Source organism: Pseudooceanicola sp., from assembly GCF_029213205.1.
Classification (GTDB): Bacteria; Pseudomonadota; Alphaproteobacteria; order Rhodobacterales; family Rhodobacteraceae; genus Pseudooceanicola.
In genome coordinates this window covers 15,151-30,528 of the sequence record NZ_JARGNH010000004.1, presented here as the reverse complement: position 1 = coordinate 30,528, position 15,378 = coordinate 15,151, and the positions used below count along the sequence as shown (strand labels likewise).

General features: G+C 62.8%; 16 protein-coding genes. 10 read left to right on the top strand and 6 right to left on the bottom strand.

Going from position 1 to position 15,378, the window contains the following annotated elements:
* Positions 1-81: 81 nt before the first annotated feature.
* The 4 genes from P1U48_RS04770 to P1U48_RS04755 all read left to right on the top strand — a co-directional run bounded on the left by P1U48_RS04770 (position 82) and on the right by P1U48_RS04755 (position 4,820).
* The gene (locus P1U48_RS04770; protein ID WP_301067719.1) at positions 82-759 is read left to right on the top strand and encodes a type 1 glutamine amidotransferase; all 678 of its coding nucleotides are present in this window, start codon (positions 82-84) and stop codon (positions 757-759) included.
* Positions 756-2,114: a glutamine synthetase family protein gene (locus P1U48_RS04765; protein ID WP_301067718.1), complete on the top strand. Its 1,359-nt coding sequence runs from the start codon at positions 756-758 to the stop codon at positions 2,112-2,114. Before P1U48_RS04770 ends, P1U48_RS04765 begins: the two co-directional genes overlap by 4 nt.
* Positions 2,111-3,427 (top strand): FAD-binding oxidoreductase, encoded by a 1,317-nt coding sequence (locus P1U48_RS04760; RefSeq protein ID WP_301067717.1) that lies wholly within the window; start codon positions 2,111-2,113, stop codon positions 3,425-3,427. Before P1U48_RS04765 ends, P1U48_RS04760 begins: the two co-directional genes overlap by 4 nt.
* Before the next feature lie 175 nt (positions 3,428-3,602).
* Positions 3,603-4,820: an aminotransferase class I/II-fold pyridoxal phosphate-dependent enzyme gene (locus P1U48_RS04755; protein WP_301067715.1), complete on the top strand. Its 1,218-nt coding sequence runs from the start codon at positions 3,603-3,605 to the stop codon at positions 4,818-4,820.
* Between the two features lies 1 nt (position 4,821).
* Here the strand turns inward: P1U48_RS04755 and P1U48_RS04750 are convergent, their stop codons facing one another.
* The 4 genes from P1U48_RS04750 to phaC all read right to left on the bottom strand — a co-directional run bounded on the left by P1U48_RS04750 (position 4,822) and on the right by phaC (position 8,995).
* Positions 4,822-5,787 (bottom strand): LysR family transcriptional regulator, encoded by a 966-nt coding sequence (locus P1U48_RS04750; protein WP_301067714.1) that lies wholly within the window; start codon positions 5,785-5,787, stop codon positions 4,822-4,824.
* Between the two features lie 6 nt (positions 5,788-5,793).
* Complete coding sequence (gene phaR, locus P1U48_RS04745; RefSeq protein ID WP_301067713.1) at positions 5,794-6,381, bottom strand: polyhydroxyalkanoate synthesis repressor PhaR; 588 nt, start codon at positions 6,379-6,381, stop codon at positions 5,794-5,796.
* 213 nt (positions 6,382-6,594) lie between these two features.
* A complete protein-coding gene (locus tag P1U48_RS04740) occupies positions 6,595-7,038 on the bottom strand; it encodes a phasin, PhaP (RefSeq protein ID WP_301067902.1) in 444 nt (147 codons plus the stop codon).
* A gap of 139 nt (positions 7,039-7,177) precedes the next feature.
* Positions 7,178-8,995, bottom strand: coding sequence for a class I poly(R)-hydroxyalkanoic acid synthase (gene phaC, locus P1U48_RS04735; RefSeq protein ID WP_301067712.1), 1,818 nt, complete (start codon positions 8,993-8,995; stop codon positions 7,178-7,180).
* A 109-nt stretch (positions 8,996-9,104) separates the two neighbouring features.
* Here phaC and phaZ point away from each other — a divergent pair, with 109 nt between their 5' ends.
* A complete protein-coding gene (gene phaZ / locus P1U48_RS04730) occupies positions 9,105-10,367 on the top strand; it encodes a polyhydroxyalkanoate depolymerase (protein WP_301067710.1) in 1,263 nt (420 codons plus the stop codon).
* Positions 10,368-10,431: 64 nt separating this feature from the next.
* On the opposite strand, the gene P1U48_RS04725 is transcribed toward phaZ, so the two are convergent.
* Together P1U48_RS04725 and bamE are read right to left on the bottom strand one after the other, a co-directional pair.
* Positions 10,432-11,169 carry a GNAT family N-acetyltransferase gene (locus P1U48_RS04725; RefSeq protein WP_301067709.1) on the bottom strand — a complete coding sequence of 246 codons (738 nt, stop codon included), beginning with the start codon at positions 11,167-11,169 and terminating at the stop codon, positions 10,432-10,434.
* Between the two features lie 155 nt (positions 11,170-11,324).
* On the bottom strand, positions 11,325-11,774 hold the full coding sequence (bamE, locus tag P1U48_RS04720; RefSeq protein WP_301067708.1) for an outer membrane protein assembly factor BamE: 450 nt from the start codon (positions 11,772-11,774) through the stop codon (positions 11,325-11,327).
* A gap of 93 nt (positions 11,775-11,867) precedes the next feature.
* Between bamE and P1U48_RS04715 the strand changes: the two genes are divergently transcribed.
* The 5 genes from P1U48_RS04715 (at position 11,868) to ihfA (ending at position 15,372) form a co-directional block, all read left to right on the top strand.
* Positions 11,868-12,416 carry a DUF177 domain-containing protein gene (locus P1U48_RS04715; protein ID WP_301067707.1) on the top strand — a complete coding sequence of 183 codons (549 nt, stop codon included), beginning with the start codon at positions 11,868-11,870 and terminating at the stop codon, positions 12,414-12,416.
* 224 nt (positions 12,417-12,640) lie between these two features.
* Positions 12,641-12,847, top strand: coding sequence for a 50S ribosomal protein L32 (rpmF, locus tag P1U48_RS04710; protein WP_301067706.1), 207 nt, complete (start codon positions 12,641-12,643; stop codon positions 12,845-12,847).
* A gap of 20 nt (positions 12,848-12,867) precedes the next feature.
* Complete coding sequence (gene plsX, locus P1U48_RS04705; RefSeq protein WP_301067705.1) at positions 12,868-14,004, top strand: phosphate acyltransferase PlsX; 1,137 nt, start codon at positions 12,868-12,870, stop codon at positions 14,002-14,004.
* Positions 14,001-14,975 carry a beta-ketoacyl-ACP synthase III gene (locus P1U48_RS04700; protein WP_301067704.1) on the top strand — a complete coding sequence of 325 codons (975 nt, stop codon included), beginning with the start codon at positions 14,001-14,003 and terminating at the stop codon, positions 14,973-14,975. The genes plsX and P1U48_RS04700 overlap by 4 nt, the downstream gene beginning before the upstream one ends.
* Positions 14,976-15,069: 94 nt before the next feature.
* On the top strand, positions 15,070-15,372 hold the full coding sequence (gene ihfA / locus P1U48_RS04695) for an integration host factor subunit alpha (protein ID WP_301067703.1): 303 nt from the start codon (positions 15,070-15,072) through the stop codon (positions 15,370-15,372).
* Positions 15,373-15,378 lie beyond the last annotated feature (6 nt).

Below are 15,378 nucleotides of genomic sequence, written 5' to 3'. Positions count from 1 at the left end.
TGCTGCGGCCGCCCTCACCTCAGCCCCTTGTCGACCCGCCCGCGCTTGGTTACGCTTGCCGCATCAACCAACCGGTGCTCCATGAAAATCGGCATATTGCAAACCGGCCATGTCCACCCGTCGATGGGGGAACAGGGCGATTATGACGTGATGTTTGAACGCCTGCTCGGCGGTCAGGGCTTTGACTTCACATCCTATGATGTCGAGGGCGGGGTGATCCCCGGAGATCCGCAAGACTGCGACGGCTGGCTGATCACAGGCTCGAAACACGGCGCCTATGAGGACCACCCCTGGATTCCGCCGCTCGAGGATTTCATCAGGGCGGTCAAGGCCGCCGACGTGCCCCTGATCGGCGTGTGTTTCGGCCATCAGATCATCGCCCAGGCGCTGGGGGGCAAGGTCGAGAAATATGCCAGGGGCTGGTCGGTCGGTCGCAAGCTCTATGATTTCGGCGGACAGACCATCCCGCTGAACGCCTGGCATCAGGATCAGGTGACCGAGGTGCCGGAGGGTGGGCAGGTCGTCGCCTCCAGCGAATTCTGCGCCAATGCCGCCATTGCCTATGGCGACAAGATTTTCACCCTGCAGCCGCATCCGGAATACAACGCCCAGGCCCTGGCCGGGTTGATCCGCCATCGCGGCCCCGGCGTGGTGCCGTCGGATCTGCTGGCCCAGGCCGAGGCCGATCTTGCCGCGCCGGTCGATGCACAGGCGATGGCCGACCGATTCGCCGCCGTCTTCAAAGGGACATCCGAATGAGCGACTGGACCGACACCCTGCCCGACCCGGCCCGGGCCTATCTCGAAGGCCGCCGCCTGGACGAGGTCGAATGCATCATCGCCGACCTGCCCGGCATTGCCCGGGGCAAGGCGGTGCCAGCGTCGAAATTTGCCCGCCAGCAGAATTTTCACCTGCCCAATTCAATCTTTTTCCAGACCATCACCGGCGATTGGGGCGAAGCCGCGGGCAAGGACGGCTTTACCGAGCCTGACATGATCCTGCGCCCTGACATGACCACCGCCACCGCGGCGCCATGGACAGGCGACTGGACAGTGCAGGTGATCCACGATGCTTTTGACCGCAAGGGTCAGGCGATCCCCTATGCGCCGCGCAACGTGCTGAAACGGGTGTGCCAGCTTTATGCCGACAAGGGCTGGAAGCCGGTGGTGGCGCCGGAGATGGAATTCTACCTGGTGGCGCGCAACATCGACCCGGCCAAGCCGATCGAGCCGATGATGGGCCGCTCCGGCCGTCCCGCCGCCGCCCGTCAGGCCTATTCGATGACCGCCGTGGACGAGTTCGGCCCGGTGATCGACGACATCTATGATTTCGCCGAAGCGCAGGGCTTCGAGATTGATGGCATCACCCAGGAGGGCGGCGCCGGACAGCTGGAGATCAACCTGCGCCACGGCAATCCGGTGAAACTGGCGGATGAGGTATTTTACTTCAAACGCCTGATCCGCGAGGCGGCGCTGCGCCACGATTGCTTTGCCACTTTCATGGCGAAACCGATCGGCGACGAACCCGGCAGCGCCATGCATATCCATCATTCGGTGATCGACCTGGCAACCGGCAAGAACCTGTTCACCGGTCCGCAGGGCGGCGAGACCGATGCCTTCTTCACCTTCATCGGCGGTTTGCAGCAGCATCTGCCGGCCGCAATGCCGCTGCTGGCGCCCTATGTGAATTCCTATCGCCGCTATGTGAAAGACCACGCCGCCCCGATCAATCTGGAATGGGGGCGCGACAACCGCACCACCGGCATCCGGGTGCCGATTTCGGACACCGAGGCGCGGCGGGTGGAGAACCGGGTCGCCGGGATGGATTGCAACCCCTACCTCGGCATCGCCGCCTCGCTGGCGGCGGGCTATCTCGGTCTGGTCAATGAGGAACGCGCCGGCAAGCAGTTTCGCGGCGACGCCTATGAGGGCGAAGGCGATTTCCCCCGCACCCTGGGCGAGGCGCTGGATGTGTTTGACCAGGCGACGGCACTGACCGAGATCCTCGGACCGGAGTTCTGCCGGGTCTATTCGATCGTGAAACGCACCGAATACGAGGAATTCCTCGGCGTGATATCGCCCTGGGAGCGTGAGCATCTTCTGCTGAACGTATGAACCGCCTGCTGCATCTGAACGACCGGCCCGGACATTATCCCGACAGCTGGTATGCCGCCGACGCCCCGGCGCTGGCGGCCTTCGCGCCGCTCAAAGGTGCCGCCCGCGCCGATGTCTGCATCATTGGCGGCGGCTACACCGGGCTGTCGGCGGCGCTGCATTGTGCCCAGCAAGGGCTGACCACAATTCTGCTCGAGGCGCAGCGCGTCGGCTTCGGCGCGTCGGGACGGAATGGCGGTCAGCTCGGCTCCGGCCAGCGGATCGACCAGCTTGGCCTGACGAAAATGGTCGGCGCGGATGCCGCCCGCCTGCTCTGGGATCTGGGCGAAGACGCCAAATCCCTGGTCAGGTCACTGATCCGGGATCACGCCATCGACTGCGATCTGAAACCCGGGGTCGCCTGGACCGGCGGCAGCACCGCCGAGGTGGCGGATCTGCACCGGCTGGCCGAACACCTGGCCACGCAGCATGGCTATGAGCAGATCGAGATCCTCGACCGCGCCGCCTGCCAGGCCCTGTGCCCGAGTGACGCCTATTGCGGCGGCATCCTCGATCAGGCTGCGGCGCATCTGCAGCCGCTGGCCTTTGCCCGCGGCCTCGCCCGCGCCGCCGCCGCTGCCGGGGCCCAGATCCATGAACGCGCCGAGGTGCATCACCTCACCCCGGGCCGCCCCGGCAGCCCGGCCAAGGTGCAGACCGGCCAGGGCCATGTGCTGGCCGATCACGTCATCCTGGCCACCAATGGCTATGGCACCGGCCTGCACCGCCAGACCGCCGCCCGGGTCCTGCCGATCAACAATTTCATCATTGCCACCGAACCGCTGGGCGATTCTGCGGCGCGGGTCCTGACCCGCGATGTCGCCGTTGCCGACAGTAAATTCGTGGTCAATTACTTCCGCCTCAGCGCCGACAAACGGCTGCTGTTCGGCGGCGGTGAAAGCTATGGCGACCGGTTCCCCAGCGACATCGCCGCCAAGGTGCGGGCACCGATGGCCAGGATCTTTCCGCATCTCGCAGATGTGCGCATCGATCATGCCTGGGGCGGCACCCTGGCGATCACCATGAAACGCCTGCCCTATTTCGCCCGGCTGGCGCCGGACATCCTCTCGGCCTCGGGCTATTCCGGCCATGGCCTCGGCACCGCCACCCAAGCCGGTCAGCTGATGGCGCTGGCCATCGCCGGGCAAAGCGCCGGGTTCGACACCATGGCGCGCCTGCCGATCCCGCCCTTTCCCGGCGGCGCCGCCCTGCGCACGCCGCTGCTCAGCCTAGCGATGAGCTGGTTCGCCCTGCGCGACCGGCTCGGATTCTGATCCGCCGCCCCGCCGCTTCATCTTGCCAGAAATATTCCGGGGGAGTCGCGGCGCCGCCGCGACGGGGGCAGCGCCCCCGATCTCGCCGGTTTACGCCGGATAACCGGATTTTTCATTGTGCGAAGCGGGTCGCGTCGTTTAGAAAATCTGAAAGAGCAGTTCAGGAAAGCCGAAAATGACTCAGCCGCCAAACGTCTATGATGCCGAACCGATCCCGGAGTCCGCCCGTGCCGAGATCGACCGCCTGCTCAGCTCCGGCGATCTGTTCCGCTACACCGCCGCAGACGACGCGCCGGTGGCACTGCTGGAACGCGAATTCGCCGATATGATGGGCGCGAAATACGCGCTGGCCACCGCCTCCTGCTCGGCGGCGCTGTTCCTGTCACTGAAGGCGCTTGATCTGCCGCGCGATGCAAGGGTGCTGATCCCGGCCTTCACCTTTGCCGCCGTGCCTTCGGCCATCCTGCATGCCGATTGCCAGCCGGTGCTGGTCGAGGTCGGCGACAATTACCGGATCGATCTTGAGGATTTCGCCGCCAAATTGCCCGGCGCCGATGCGGTGATGATCAGCCATATGCGTGGCCATACCTCGGATATGGATGCGATCATGGCCCTGTCCGAAGCCGCCGACCTGCCGGTGATCGAGGACGCGGCGCATTCGCTGGGCACCAGCTGGCACGGGCGCAAGATCGGCACCATCGGGCGGATCGGCTGTTTTTCGTTCCAATCCTACAAGCTGTTGAATTCCGGCGAAGGCGGCATCCTGATCACCGATGACCCGGAACTCATCGCCCGCGCCGTGATCATGTCGGGGGCTTACGAGCATAACTGGAAGAAGCACAAAGGCCCGCAGGGTGACAATTCGCCCGAGCTTGAGCAGGCCTTTGCCCGCTGGCAGAACAAGCTGCCGCTTTACAACACCCGGCTGTCCAACCTCGCCGCCGCGATCGTGCGCCCGCAGCTGGCCGAGGTGCCGCGCCGGGTGCGCGATGGGCGGCGCAATCACGATTACCTGGCGGCGCGGCTCAATGCCTCACCCTGGATCTCGGTGCCTGACAAGCTCGGCCCGGAACAGCGGGCGCCGGATTCGCTGCAATTCAACCTCGAGGGGCCGACCGTCGACCAGACCCGCGCCTTTCAGGCCGCCGCCGCCGAACGCGGCGTCTCGATCCAGGTCTTTGGCCTGTCCAGCGACAACGCGCGGGCGTTCTGGAACTGGGAATTCCTCGGCAAGACCCCGGATCTGCCGCGCACCCGGTCGATGCTGATGAAGGCCTGTGATACCCGCCTGCCGGCCCGGCTGACGCGACCAGACCTGGACTGGATCGGCGACGCCATTCTGGCGGCGGTCGAGGCGGTGATGGGCGGCACCGACCGGCAGTTCGGCACCTGATCTAGAGGCAGCGCACCGTGCCCTTCAGCGCCGGATGGGCCGCTTCGGCGGCGCTGAGGACGATATCGCAGAGCAGCCTGCGCACCTCGGCGGCGATCCGTTCGGGCAGATCCAGCAGGGCCCCGGCCCGGGCGCTCAGCACGATCCGCCGGGTCAGCGGCGCAAACGGCAGCGGCAGAATCTCCAGCCCCGGCAACAACCGCCTTGCCCGCATCAGGGCCAGTGGTGGCAGGATGGTCCAACCCTCGCCCTGCGCCACCATCGCCAGCAGCGCGTGATAACTGTCGAGCTCGAAGCGATGCGCCAGGGTCAGATCCTGCTGGGTCAGATGCGCCGCCACCAGCCGCCCCATGTGGTGGCGGGTGGTGTAATGCACCAGCGGCCGCATCCGCAGCTGGCTCAGGATATCGCCCCCCGGCGTCAGATCGCCCTGTTTCACCGCGATCACGAAATCCTCGGACCAGAGCGGATGCACCTCGGCCCAGGGCGGCACCGGCCCCATTTCGGCGGCAACGATCACATCCAGCGCCTGCGCGTCGAGCTGGTCATAGAGCATATGGCTGGCGTTGGTTTCCAGCAGGAACTGGCACCCCTCCAATTGCCCGGCCAGCCGGGTCAGCAGCCGCGGGGTGATATCGGCCTCAAGATCGTCGATCATCCCCAACCGCAGCCGCGACAGCGACTTGCCGCTCTGCGACTGCACCTCGGCCCGCGCCTGCGCCGCTTCGTTCAGGATCGCCTCGGCCCGGCGGCGAAACGCCTCGCCCGCGGCGGTCAGCACAATCGGGCGGGCATTACGCAGCAACAGCGTCGCGCCAAGCGCGGTTTCAAGATTGGTCAATTGCTGGGATACGGCGGAGGGGCTGGCCCCCAGACGCCGCGCCGAGGCCGAGATCGAACGTTCCTCGGCCGTGGCGACAAACACTTCGATCCCCCACAGGGTGATCCGTCCGGTATTCTCGGCCATCCTGGATCAGACGTCGAGGTCGGACAGTTTCTTTTGCAACGCGGCCAGCTGTTTCTTGATCGCGTCCAGATCCTCGTCCTTGGCGGCGGGTTTGGATGTGCCGGTTGCCGCCGGTTGCTCGTCGGTCGGCGCCTGTGCCGGGCCGTTCCAGCCCCCAGAGAAACCGCCGGTTATCGCCTTCAGAAACGCCTCTTGCTGGGCTTGCATCGCGTCGAACCCGGGCATTTTTGTCATCGGGTTGATGCTGGTCATGTTTTCCATGATCTTGGATTGACCATCGCGCAGCATGTCATAGGACATCTGCAGGAATTGCGGCACCACGGTCGAGGCCTGGGTGGTGTAGCTGCGCACCAGATCGTTCAGCACCCTCAATGGCAGCACGTTTTCGCCGCGCCCCTCATGTTCGGTGATGATCTGCAACAGATATTGCCGGGTCAGGTCGTCGCCGGATTTCAGATCGACGATCTGCACCTCGCGGCCATCGCGAATGAATCCCGAGATGTCCTCAAGCGTCACATAGTCCGAAGTCTCGGTGTTATAGAGCCGGCGCGAGGCGTAGCGCTTGATCAACAACGGGTTAGTCTTGTCAGCCACGGCGCGTCCTCCGGTCATGCAGCACTGCAGCAAAGCCTAGGCCAGCAATTTGAAAAAAGAAAGCAAATGTCGGCATCGCGCTGAAATCCATGCGGAATGCACGATTGTGCTGGGTTTTCTCATAGACCGAAAACAGAAAGGGCGGGCCCAAGGCCCGCCCAATCCCATTGCACCCCTGAACTAGGGAGGAGCGTGGGGGTGCAATGTCGTGACTTATTTGGCCGCCGCTTTTTTGGTCGCGGTGGTCACGTCTTTGGTGGCTTTCTTGACAGCTGCCGACGCTTCTTCGGTCAGGTCTTTGCCTGCGGCCATCATCAGTTCCATGGCTTCGGATTGAACTTTTTTCGCGATTTCAGCGAAAGCGGCCATGTGCTCGGCCGACATTTCCGCGTAGGTCGAAGCGAAATCGGTAATTGCCTTGGCGTAATCTGCAGGCTCGGATTTGGCTTTGGTCATTTCGGTGACTTTGGACAGGGTGTCCTTGGTCCATTTCGAGGTGATCTCGGCGGATTTGTCAGCGGCATCCAAATAAACACCCGACAGTTTCTCGCTCAGCGAGGCTTGGGTTTTGAATGCATCGTCAAACGCGCTGGTGTCGACCGGCATTGCGCCCATCATGTCTTTCATCATCGCGGTGAAATCTTGCGTCTTGGCCATTGGTTTGATCCTTTTCCTGGCATCCGGAACCATGCGCCCCGGTGTTGTTTCCGTTGCTTAGAATATGCATGCTGCAGCGCAGCATTTCAAGTGAAATTTCTGCGACGCAGCATATTTCTGGAAAACTCAGGAAATTTTCTTATAAATCAGCCTTCTCGGCCGGGTGCACATAGGTGCCCGGCGCCGGGCACAGGGCTGGATGGCTCGAATCACCGGGCTCCCGGGCCGCAATCTTCTTGCCCGACCGCGTAGCCAGCCATTTGCCCCAGCGCGGCCACCAGCTTCCTTCATGGAATTTCGCCGCCGCAAACCAGCCTTCCGCATCTGGGCTGGTGTCGGCATTGGTGTAATGGCCGTATTTCATCTTTGACGGCGGATTGACGATCCCGGCGATATGGCCGGATTCGGACACCACAAAGGTCAGCGCGGTCGAGCTGGTATTCTGCATGCCGCGATAGCAATCCCGCCAGGCGGCGATGTGATCGGTCTGGCAGGTCACCGCAAAGATCGGCAGATCCACGTCACTGAGGCGCAGCGTCTCGCCGAACATCGGCAACCCATCCGAGGCGAACAGGTTCTTCTGGCAGAGGTTGCGCAGATATTGCACCGACATCTTGCCCGGCAGGTTGGTGCCATCGCCGTTCCAATAGAGCAGGTCAAACGCCGGTGGCGCCTCGCCCATCATGTAGGATCGGATCGCCGGGCGATAAACCAGGTCGTTGGAGCGCAGGAACGAAAAGGTCCGAGACATGATATGGCTGCGCAGATAGCCCCGCTCGGCCACCTCGGCCTCGATCCCGTCGATGAAATCATCCTGCAGGAAGGGGGTGAATTCGCCCTGTTCGGAAAAATCGGTGAGCGCGGTAAAGAAGGTCGCGGATTTGATCGAGGTGTCGCCGCGCTTTTTCATCAACGACAGGGTGATCGCCAAGGTGGTGCCGGCGATGCAATAACCGACGGCGTTCACCTGTTTTTGGCCGGTAATCGCCTTGACCTCGCGGACCGCGGCCAGGAACCCATCCTCGATATAATCCTCAAGCGCGGTTTCGCGATAGGTCGGATCGGGGTTGACCCAGGACACGACGAACAGGGTAAAGCCCTGGTCGACGATCCATTTGATCATCGAATTCTGCGCCTTGAGGTCGAGAATGTAGAATTTGTTGATCCAGGGCGGAAAGATGATCAGCGGCGTGGCATGGACGGTTTCGGTGCTTGGCGCATATTGGATCAGTTCAAGCATCTGGTTGCGGTAAACCACCTGCCCCGGCGATGCGGCGATATTCTCGCCCAGCTGGAACGCGGTCTCATCCGCCAGCCGCACCAGCAATTCGCCGTCATTCGCCTCGATGTCGCGAACCAGGTTTTCCAGCCCGTCGATCAGGCTCTGGCCTTCGGTCGCGGCGGCCTTTTCCAGCGCGTCCGGGTTGGTGGCCAGAAAATTGGTCGGCGCCATCATGTCGACGATCTGATTGGCGAAATAGGTCAGACGCTTGCGTTCCAGCGGGTCAAGCCCCTCGCTGTCCTGCACCGCCTGCCCGATCGCCTGGGCGTTCAGCTGGTATTGCTGTTTGACGAAATTGAAATAGGGATTGCTGCGCCAGAGCGGATTGGAAAATCGCGGATCCTCGGGCCCGTCATCCTCGGGGGCGACCAACGCGCCCTTGGCCAACACCTGCTGCGCCTCGATGAAATGCTTGACCGACTTGCCCCAATATTCGAGCTGATGCTCGAATATCTTGGCCGGGTCCTGCAGCATCTCGCTCCAATAGGCCCCGGCCGCCTTGGAAAAGACGCTGGGGTCCGGGGCGTTCAATTCCGGTCGTGCGGCATCGCGGCGTGAAAAGGCGTTGACCAGCCGTTGCGACAGTTCCTCGACCCGGGCGAGGTTTTCATGCAACCGGTCCAGATGCTCCGAATCCGGTGCTGCCTGGCCATTTTCATTGTCCTGAGTTGCCATGGCGACGAATCCCTCCTAGATTGCTGCTGTGCAGCATCGCGAGACGTCACCTGACGCGGGAGGCAATGCGGCGGAAAAGCCGGGCACGCCCGAACCAACGGAGACGACAATGCGCTTTATGGCAACTTACGACCTTATGGAGACGGTGCGCAACACCAACCAATGGCTGGGCGCAACCGCTCAGGCGATGGCCTCCTACCCGGCCTTCGCTATGGTTCCCAACCCCGGCCTGCAAATGATGGCCGCCTGGGGCGAAGTCGCCGAACGCAGCTTCGCGCGGATGGCGGCCAAGCCGGACTGGGGCATTCATTCGGTCACCTGCGAAGATGGCCGCGACCACCTGGTCACGATTGAAAAGGTGATCGAGCGCCCGTTCGGCGATCTCATCCATTTCAAAGTTGCCGGTCGCGACGCCAAGCTGCGCAAAATCCTGCTGGTCGCGCCGATGTCTGGCCATTACGCCACGCTGCTGCGCTCAACCGTGCAATCGCTGCTGCCGGATTGCGAACTCTATATCACCGACTGGCACAATGCCCGCGACATCCCGGTGTCGGCTGGCAAATTCGACATCGAGGACTACACCCTCTACCTGGTTGATTTCATGAAAGAGCTGGGGCCCGAGATCAATGTCATCGCGGTCTGCCAGCCGGCGCCACTGACCCTGGCCGCCACCGCCTATCTGGCCGAGCTCGAACCAGAGGCGCAGCCGCGCACCTTGACCCTGATCGGCGGCCCGATCGACCCGGATGCCACCCCGACCGATGTCACAGATTTCGGCAACCGCGTCACCATGGGCACCCTGGAAGAGACGATGATCCAGCGCGTCGGCTTCAGCCATGCCGGTGTCGGGCGCAAAGTCTATCCCGGCCTGCTGCAATTGTCGTCTTTCATATCGATGAACTCGGACCGCCATTCCAAGGCCTTCACCGATCAGATGTTCCGCGTCGCGCGGAACGAAGCCTCGGATCACGATGCACACAACCGGTTCTATGACGAATATCTGGCGGTGATGGACATGACGGCAGAATTCTACCTGACCACTGTGCACCGCATCTTTAAAGAGGGCGAGATCGCCAAGAACGATTTTGTCGTTGATGGTCACAAGGTGGATATCGGCGCGATCACCCGGGTCGCGGTCAAGACCGTCGAGGGCGAAAAGGACGACATTTCCGCGCCCGGTCAATGCAAGGCGGCACTGGATCTGCTGACCGGGTTGCCCGAGTCGAAAAAGGCCTGGCATGTCGAACCGGGCGCCGGACATTACGGCATCTTTGCCGGCAAGTCCTGGCGCAACAACATCCGGCCCCTGGTGATGGATTTCATCGATAGCAATGCCGAAGCGGCCAAGGCCAAGCTGACAGTCGCCCAATAAACCCAAAATACACCACGTCCGGTGGGGCGCAACGCCGCCCCACCCGGCCTGATACGATTGCGATCTAACCGGCGATAGCCCGCAACAGGCGTTTGCGCGCGTCCGGGATGGTGCGGATTTCCAGCCCGGTAAAGACATGCAGCGTGTTCATCTGCGCATCCACCACCGCATGGTCACTGACCCAGCCGCCCATCAGCAGATAGGTCCTGAGCAGCGGCGGCATCCCCAGCATCGCGCGTTTCGCATCCGGCTTGCGCCGCAGCCGTTTTGCAAATTGGAACACCTTCGGCGCCTTGACCCGGGGCAGCCAGCGGGCCGGGGCCAGGTGGCCGTCTTTCAGCATTGCGAAAGCGTCGTAATATTGCTTGGCGTCGGTGCCGTGGAACGACGAACAACCAAACAGCAGCTCGACGCCATTGTCGTCGACGTAATGGGTCACCACGCTCCAGGCGACGCGTAGGATATCCGCGTCACGCCAGTCCGGATGCACGCAGAACCGGCCGATTTCCAGCATCGGGCCATCGAAATCCTTGAGCGCCGAAAGCTCATAATATTGCGCGGAATAGCTGCGGTCGATGTCATCGGCAGCAGCCAGCGGCAGGATCCGAAAACAGCAGACCAAGGTGCCGCTGCGCCGGTCCTCGACCAGAACATGCTCGCAGACCGCATCAAAGGCGTCTTCATCCAGCGGCGCGTCGGGCGCGCCGCCAAACGTCAGACTGCGCAGCCGTTGGGCGGCGCGAATATCATCGGAATTTTCGGCAAATCGGGCGATGTAGCGCCCCTTGTTCAGCGACAGCATGTCCGGTCTCCCCCGGGTGGCCACCCAACAAATATGGGCACCGCCATCTGCCTTGCAAGATATGACATTCCGGCGACGGGACTTAATTCAACGATCGGACGTGGCCCGACGGCCACGCCGCACCGAGACGCCGCAAAAAGCAGCCGCCAAACAGGTTATCCACCCAACATGTCACTGGCCGAGAATCGGCCAAGATTGCCCAAAAGCTGGCGCAAAAAGCCCTTGTTGGCGGCCGAGGATGAGGTCACCCGGCGCGACAACGGCACCACATTGCCATCCTTCAGGCCAAAGCGTTCGACATTGGACACCAACCCGCGCTGGTTGAAACTGATCGCCACCACCTGGCGGTCGATCACCTCGGGGCGGCGCGGCCCAATGGTGCGCATCCGGCTGTGGATGTAGTAATAACCGCTGTCTTCCAGCAAGCCGCCGGTCGCCGGTTCGCCGATCTTTTCCAGAACCGACTGGCGATTGTCCTTGCCGACAACGATCTGGGCCAGTTCCTCGTCAATGGGCACATAGCCGTGGTCGCGGTAAATCGGCGTACAGGCCAATGTCAGCGCAAGGCAGGCACCCAGTGCCGCTGTTCTGATTGCGTTGGTCATGCCCGGCATCGCCACCCTCTTGTCCCGACCGTTGCGGCCCTCTATCACGCTTACATAACCCTGCACAGCGGTTCAAGAAAGGATCAAGACGCTATGAATGTCCCGACATCGGCATCCTTTCGCGTGTCCGACCTGGCCGCGAACCGGTCCACCGCATTTGAGATCACCCCAGATGCCGCCGCGCGCGCCGCGATCGCCGAGGAATTGGCGCTGATCGGGCTGCGAAAGCTGCGGTTTTCCGGGACTCTGACCCCGGAGGGCGCCAAGGGCTGGCGGCTGGACGGCGATCTCGGCGCCACTGTCGTGCAGCCCTGTGTGGTCACCCTGGCCCCGGTCACCTCGCGGATCGACGAAAAGGTCACGCGCCGCTATGTCGCGGGACTGCGCGACAGCACCACCTCGCTGGAAGAGACCGAGATGCCGGAGGATGTCGATGTTGAGCCGCTGGGCGACAGGATCGACGTCGAGGCGGTGCTGGTCGAGGCTTTGGCGCTGGCGTTGCCGCTCTATCCGCGCGCCGAGGACGCCGCACTCGAAACCAGCGAATTCGCCGATGCCGGGGTCACCCCGCTGCGCGACGCCGACCTGAAACCCTTTGCCGGGCTCGCCGCCCTGCGCGACAAGCTGACCGACGAGGACTGACCGCCCCCGGCCCGGCACCCGGCCACAGCGCCCACCCAGCCCCCACCGGCACCGCAAAGAATCGCTTGCATCCCTGTCTGTCCGCAGTATTTTCGCGCCTCTCCCGGAATTGGGGTTGAATGCGGGGCCTTGGGCGGACTAAGAGCCTCAGATGAGTTATGCGGGCCAATCGGCCCGGCCGAGAAACCGGGCTGTAGCCCTCCAGATGAACTTGAGAATGTGACATGGCTGTCCAGCAGAACAAAGTTTCCAAGTCGCGCCGCAACAACCGTCGCGCCCATGACGCGCTGGTCGCCGCGAACCCGAATGAATGCCCGAACTGCGGTGAGCTGAAGCGCCCGCATCATGTTTGTGGCGCGTGCGGGCATTACGCCGATCGCGAAGTGATCGCACAGGCCGACATCATCGACCTGGACGAAGACGCGGCCTGACGCATCGGGCGAGCGTTTACATGATCGGCCCCAAATCTGGGCCCAATCTTGGCCCCAAGACCGGCTTGCTCAGCGACAGCGCCCCCCAGCAGGGGGCGCGCGTTGTCATCTCTGTCGATGCGATGGGCGGCGACCAGGGCCCGGCCATGGTCGTGGCTGGCATCGCCCGGTCGCTGAAGAACAATCCACATATCCATTTCCTGCTGCACGGCCCCAAAGCCGAGCTTGAGCGCCTGATTGCGCGGCGCAAAGGCATGTCCGAGCGGGTGGAAGTCCGTGACGCCGCCGAGGTGGTGACCATGGATGACAAACCCGGCCACGTGATGCGCCATGGCCGCAACACCTCGATGTGGTCGGCGCTGGATTCGGTGCGCTCCGGCGAGGCGACGGTCTGTGTCTCCTGCGGCAACACCGGCGCGTTGATGGCGCTGTCGATGATCCGCCTGCGCAAGCTTGAGGGCGTCAACCGCCCCGCCATCGCGATTCTCTGGCCCTCTAGCAACCCGACCGGGTTCAACGTGATGCTGGATGTCGGCGCCGATATCCGCGCCGATCAGAACGACCTGCTGCAATATGCGCTGATGGGCGCCGCCTATGCCCGCAACGGGCTGCAGATCGACCGCCCCCGGGTCGGGCTGCTGAATGTCGGCACCGAGGAACACAAGGGCCGGGCCGAGCTGAAGGTCGCCCACGACATGATCGACACCGCCCAGCAGGACGGCAAGTTCGAATTCGTCGGCTTTGTCGAGGGTGGCGATATTCCCGGCGACCGCTGCGATGTGATCGTCACCGACGGATTCACCGGCAATGTGGCGCTGAAAACCGGCGAAGGCACCGCCAAGCTGATCGGTGATCAGCTAAAACAGGCCTTCAAATATTCGCCGCTGTCGCGGATCGCGGCGCTGCTGGCGCTGACCTCGATGCGCCGCCTGCAGATAAAAATCGACCCGCGCCGGGTCAATGGCGGGGTGTTCCTGGGTCTGAACGGCACCGTGGTAAAATCACATGGCTCCGCCGATGCAACCGGGATATCGGCGGCGATTCAATTGGCGTTCAAACTGGGGCAATCCGGCTTTACCGATAAGATCGCGGCCCGGGTTGCATCCGCGTCCTCACTGGAACAGGATGCCGCCAGGCAGGGGAGCAAGGCTGAATGACGACACGCGCGGTGGCGACGGGAATAGGGCATTACCTGCCCGAAAACGTGGTCGAAAACAGCTGGTTCGAGGACAAGCTGGACACTTCAGACGATTGGATTCGCACCCGCTCGGGAATCGAGCGACGGCATTTTGCCGCCGAGGGCGAAACCACATCGCATATGGCGACCAAAGCGGCCCGTGCGGCGCTGTTGATGGCCGAATTGCAGCCCGATGACATCGACGCGCTGATCGTCGCCACCTCGACCCCGGACCTGACCTTCCCCTCGGTTGCCACCATGGTGCAATCCGAACTGGGCATGACCCGCGGCTTTGCCTTTGACGTGCAGGCGGTCTGTGCCGGGTTCATTTTCGCGCTGGTCAATGCCAATGCGCTGATCGTTTCCGGTCAGGCCGAGCGGGTGATGATCATCGGTGCCGAAACCTTCAGCCGGATCATGGACTGGGAAGACCGGGCCACCTGCGTGCTGTTTGGCGACGGCGCCGGGGCGCTGATCCTTGAGGCGCGCTCGGGGTCTGGCAATTCCCAGGATCGCGGCATCCTGTCCAGCGATCTGAATTCCGACGGCCGTTATCGCGATATGCTCTATGTTGACGGCGGCGTCTCGACCTCGGGCACCAGCGGCAAGTTAAGAATGCAAGGCAACCCCTTGTTTCGGCAGGCAGTTGCCAAGCTGGCCGCGACCGCCAACACCGCTCTGGAAAAGGCCGGGCTGGCGCATGCGGATGTCGACTGGATCGTGCCGCATCAGGCCAATATCCGGATCATTCAGGGCACCGCCAAGAAACTGGACGTGCCGATGGATCGGGTGATTGTCACGGTTCAGGACCACGGCAACACCTCGGCGGCATCGATTCCCCTGGCTCTTTCGGTGGGGGTCAGCACTGGCCAGATCCGGCCCGGTGACCTGCTGGTGGCCGAAGCGATTGGCGGCGGATTGGCCTGGGGGGCGGTCGTCCTGCGCTGGTAGCGGATTTTCTATCTTTAACTCCTCTTTCCAACCCCCCGTTATTGACTTGCTTTTTCCCACACGCCAAGGTTGCCTTCAGCAAATGGGGATTAGCATGGCTGACAAAACGCTGACGCGTATGGATCTGAGCGAAGCCGTCTTTCAAGAGGTTGGCTTGTCGCGAAACGAATCCGCGCAACTGGTCGAATCGGTTCTTCAACATGTCTCCGACGCGCTGGTGCGTGGCGAGCAGGTGAAGATTTCTTCCTTTGGCACCTTCTCGGTCCGGGACAAGGCCGCCCGCATGGGGCGCAACCCCAAGACCGGAACCGAGGTGCCAATCAACCCGCGCCGGGTCCTGACCTTTCGCCCATCGCACCTGATGAAAGATCAGGTCGCAACTGGCAACAAAGGCTAGTTAGGC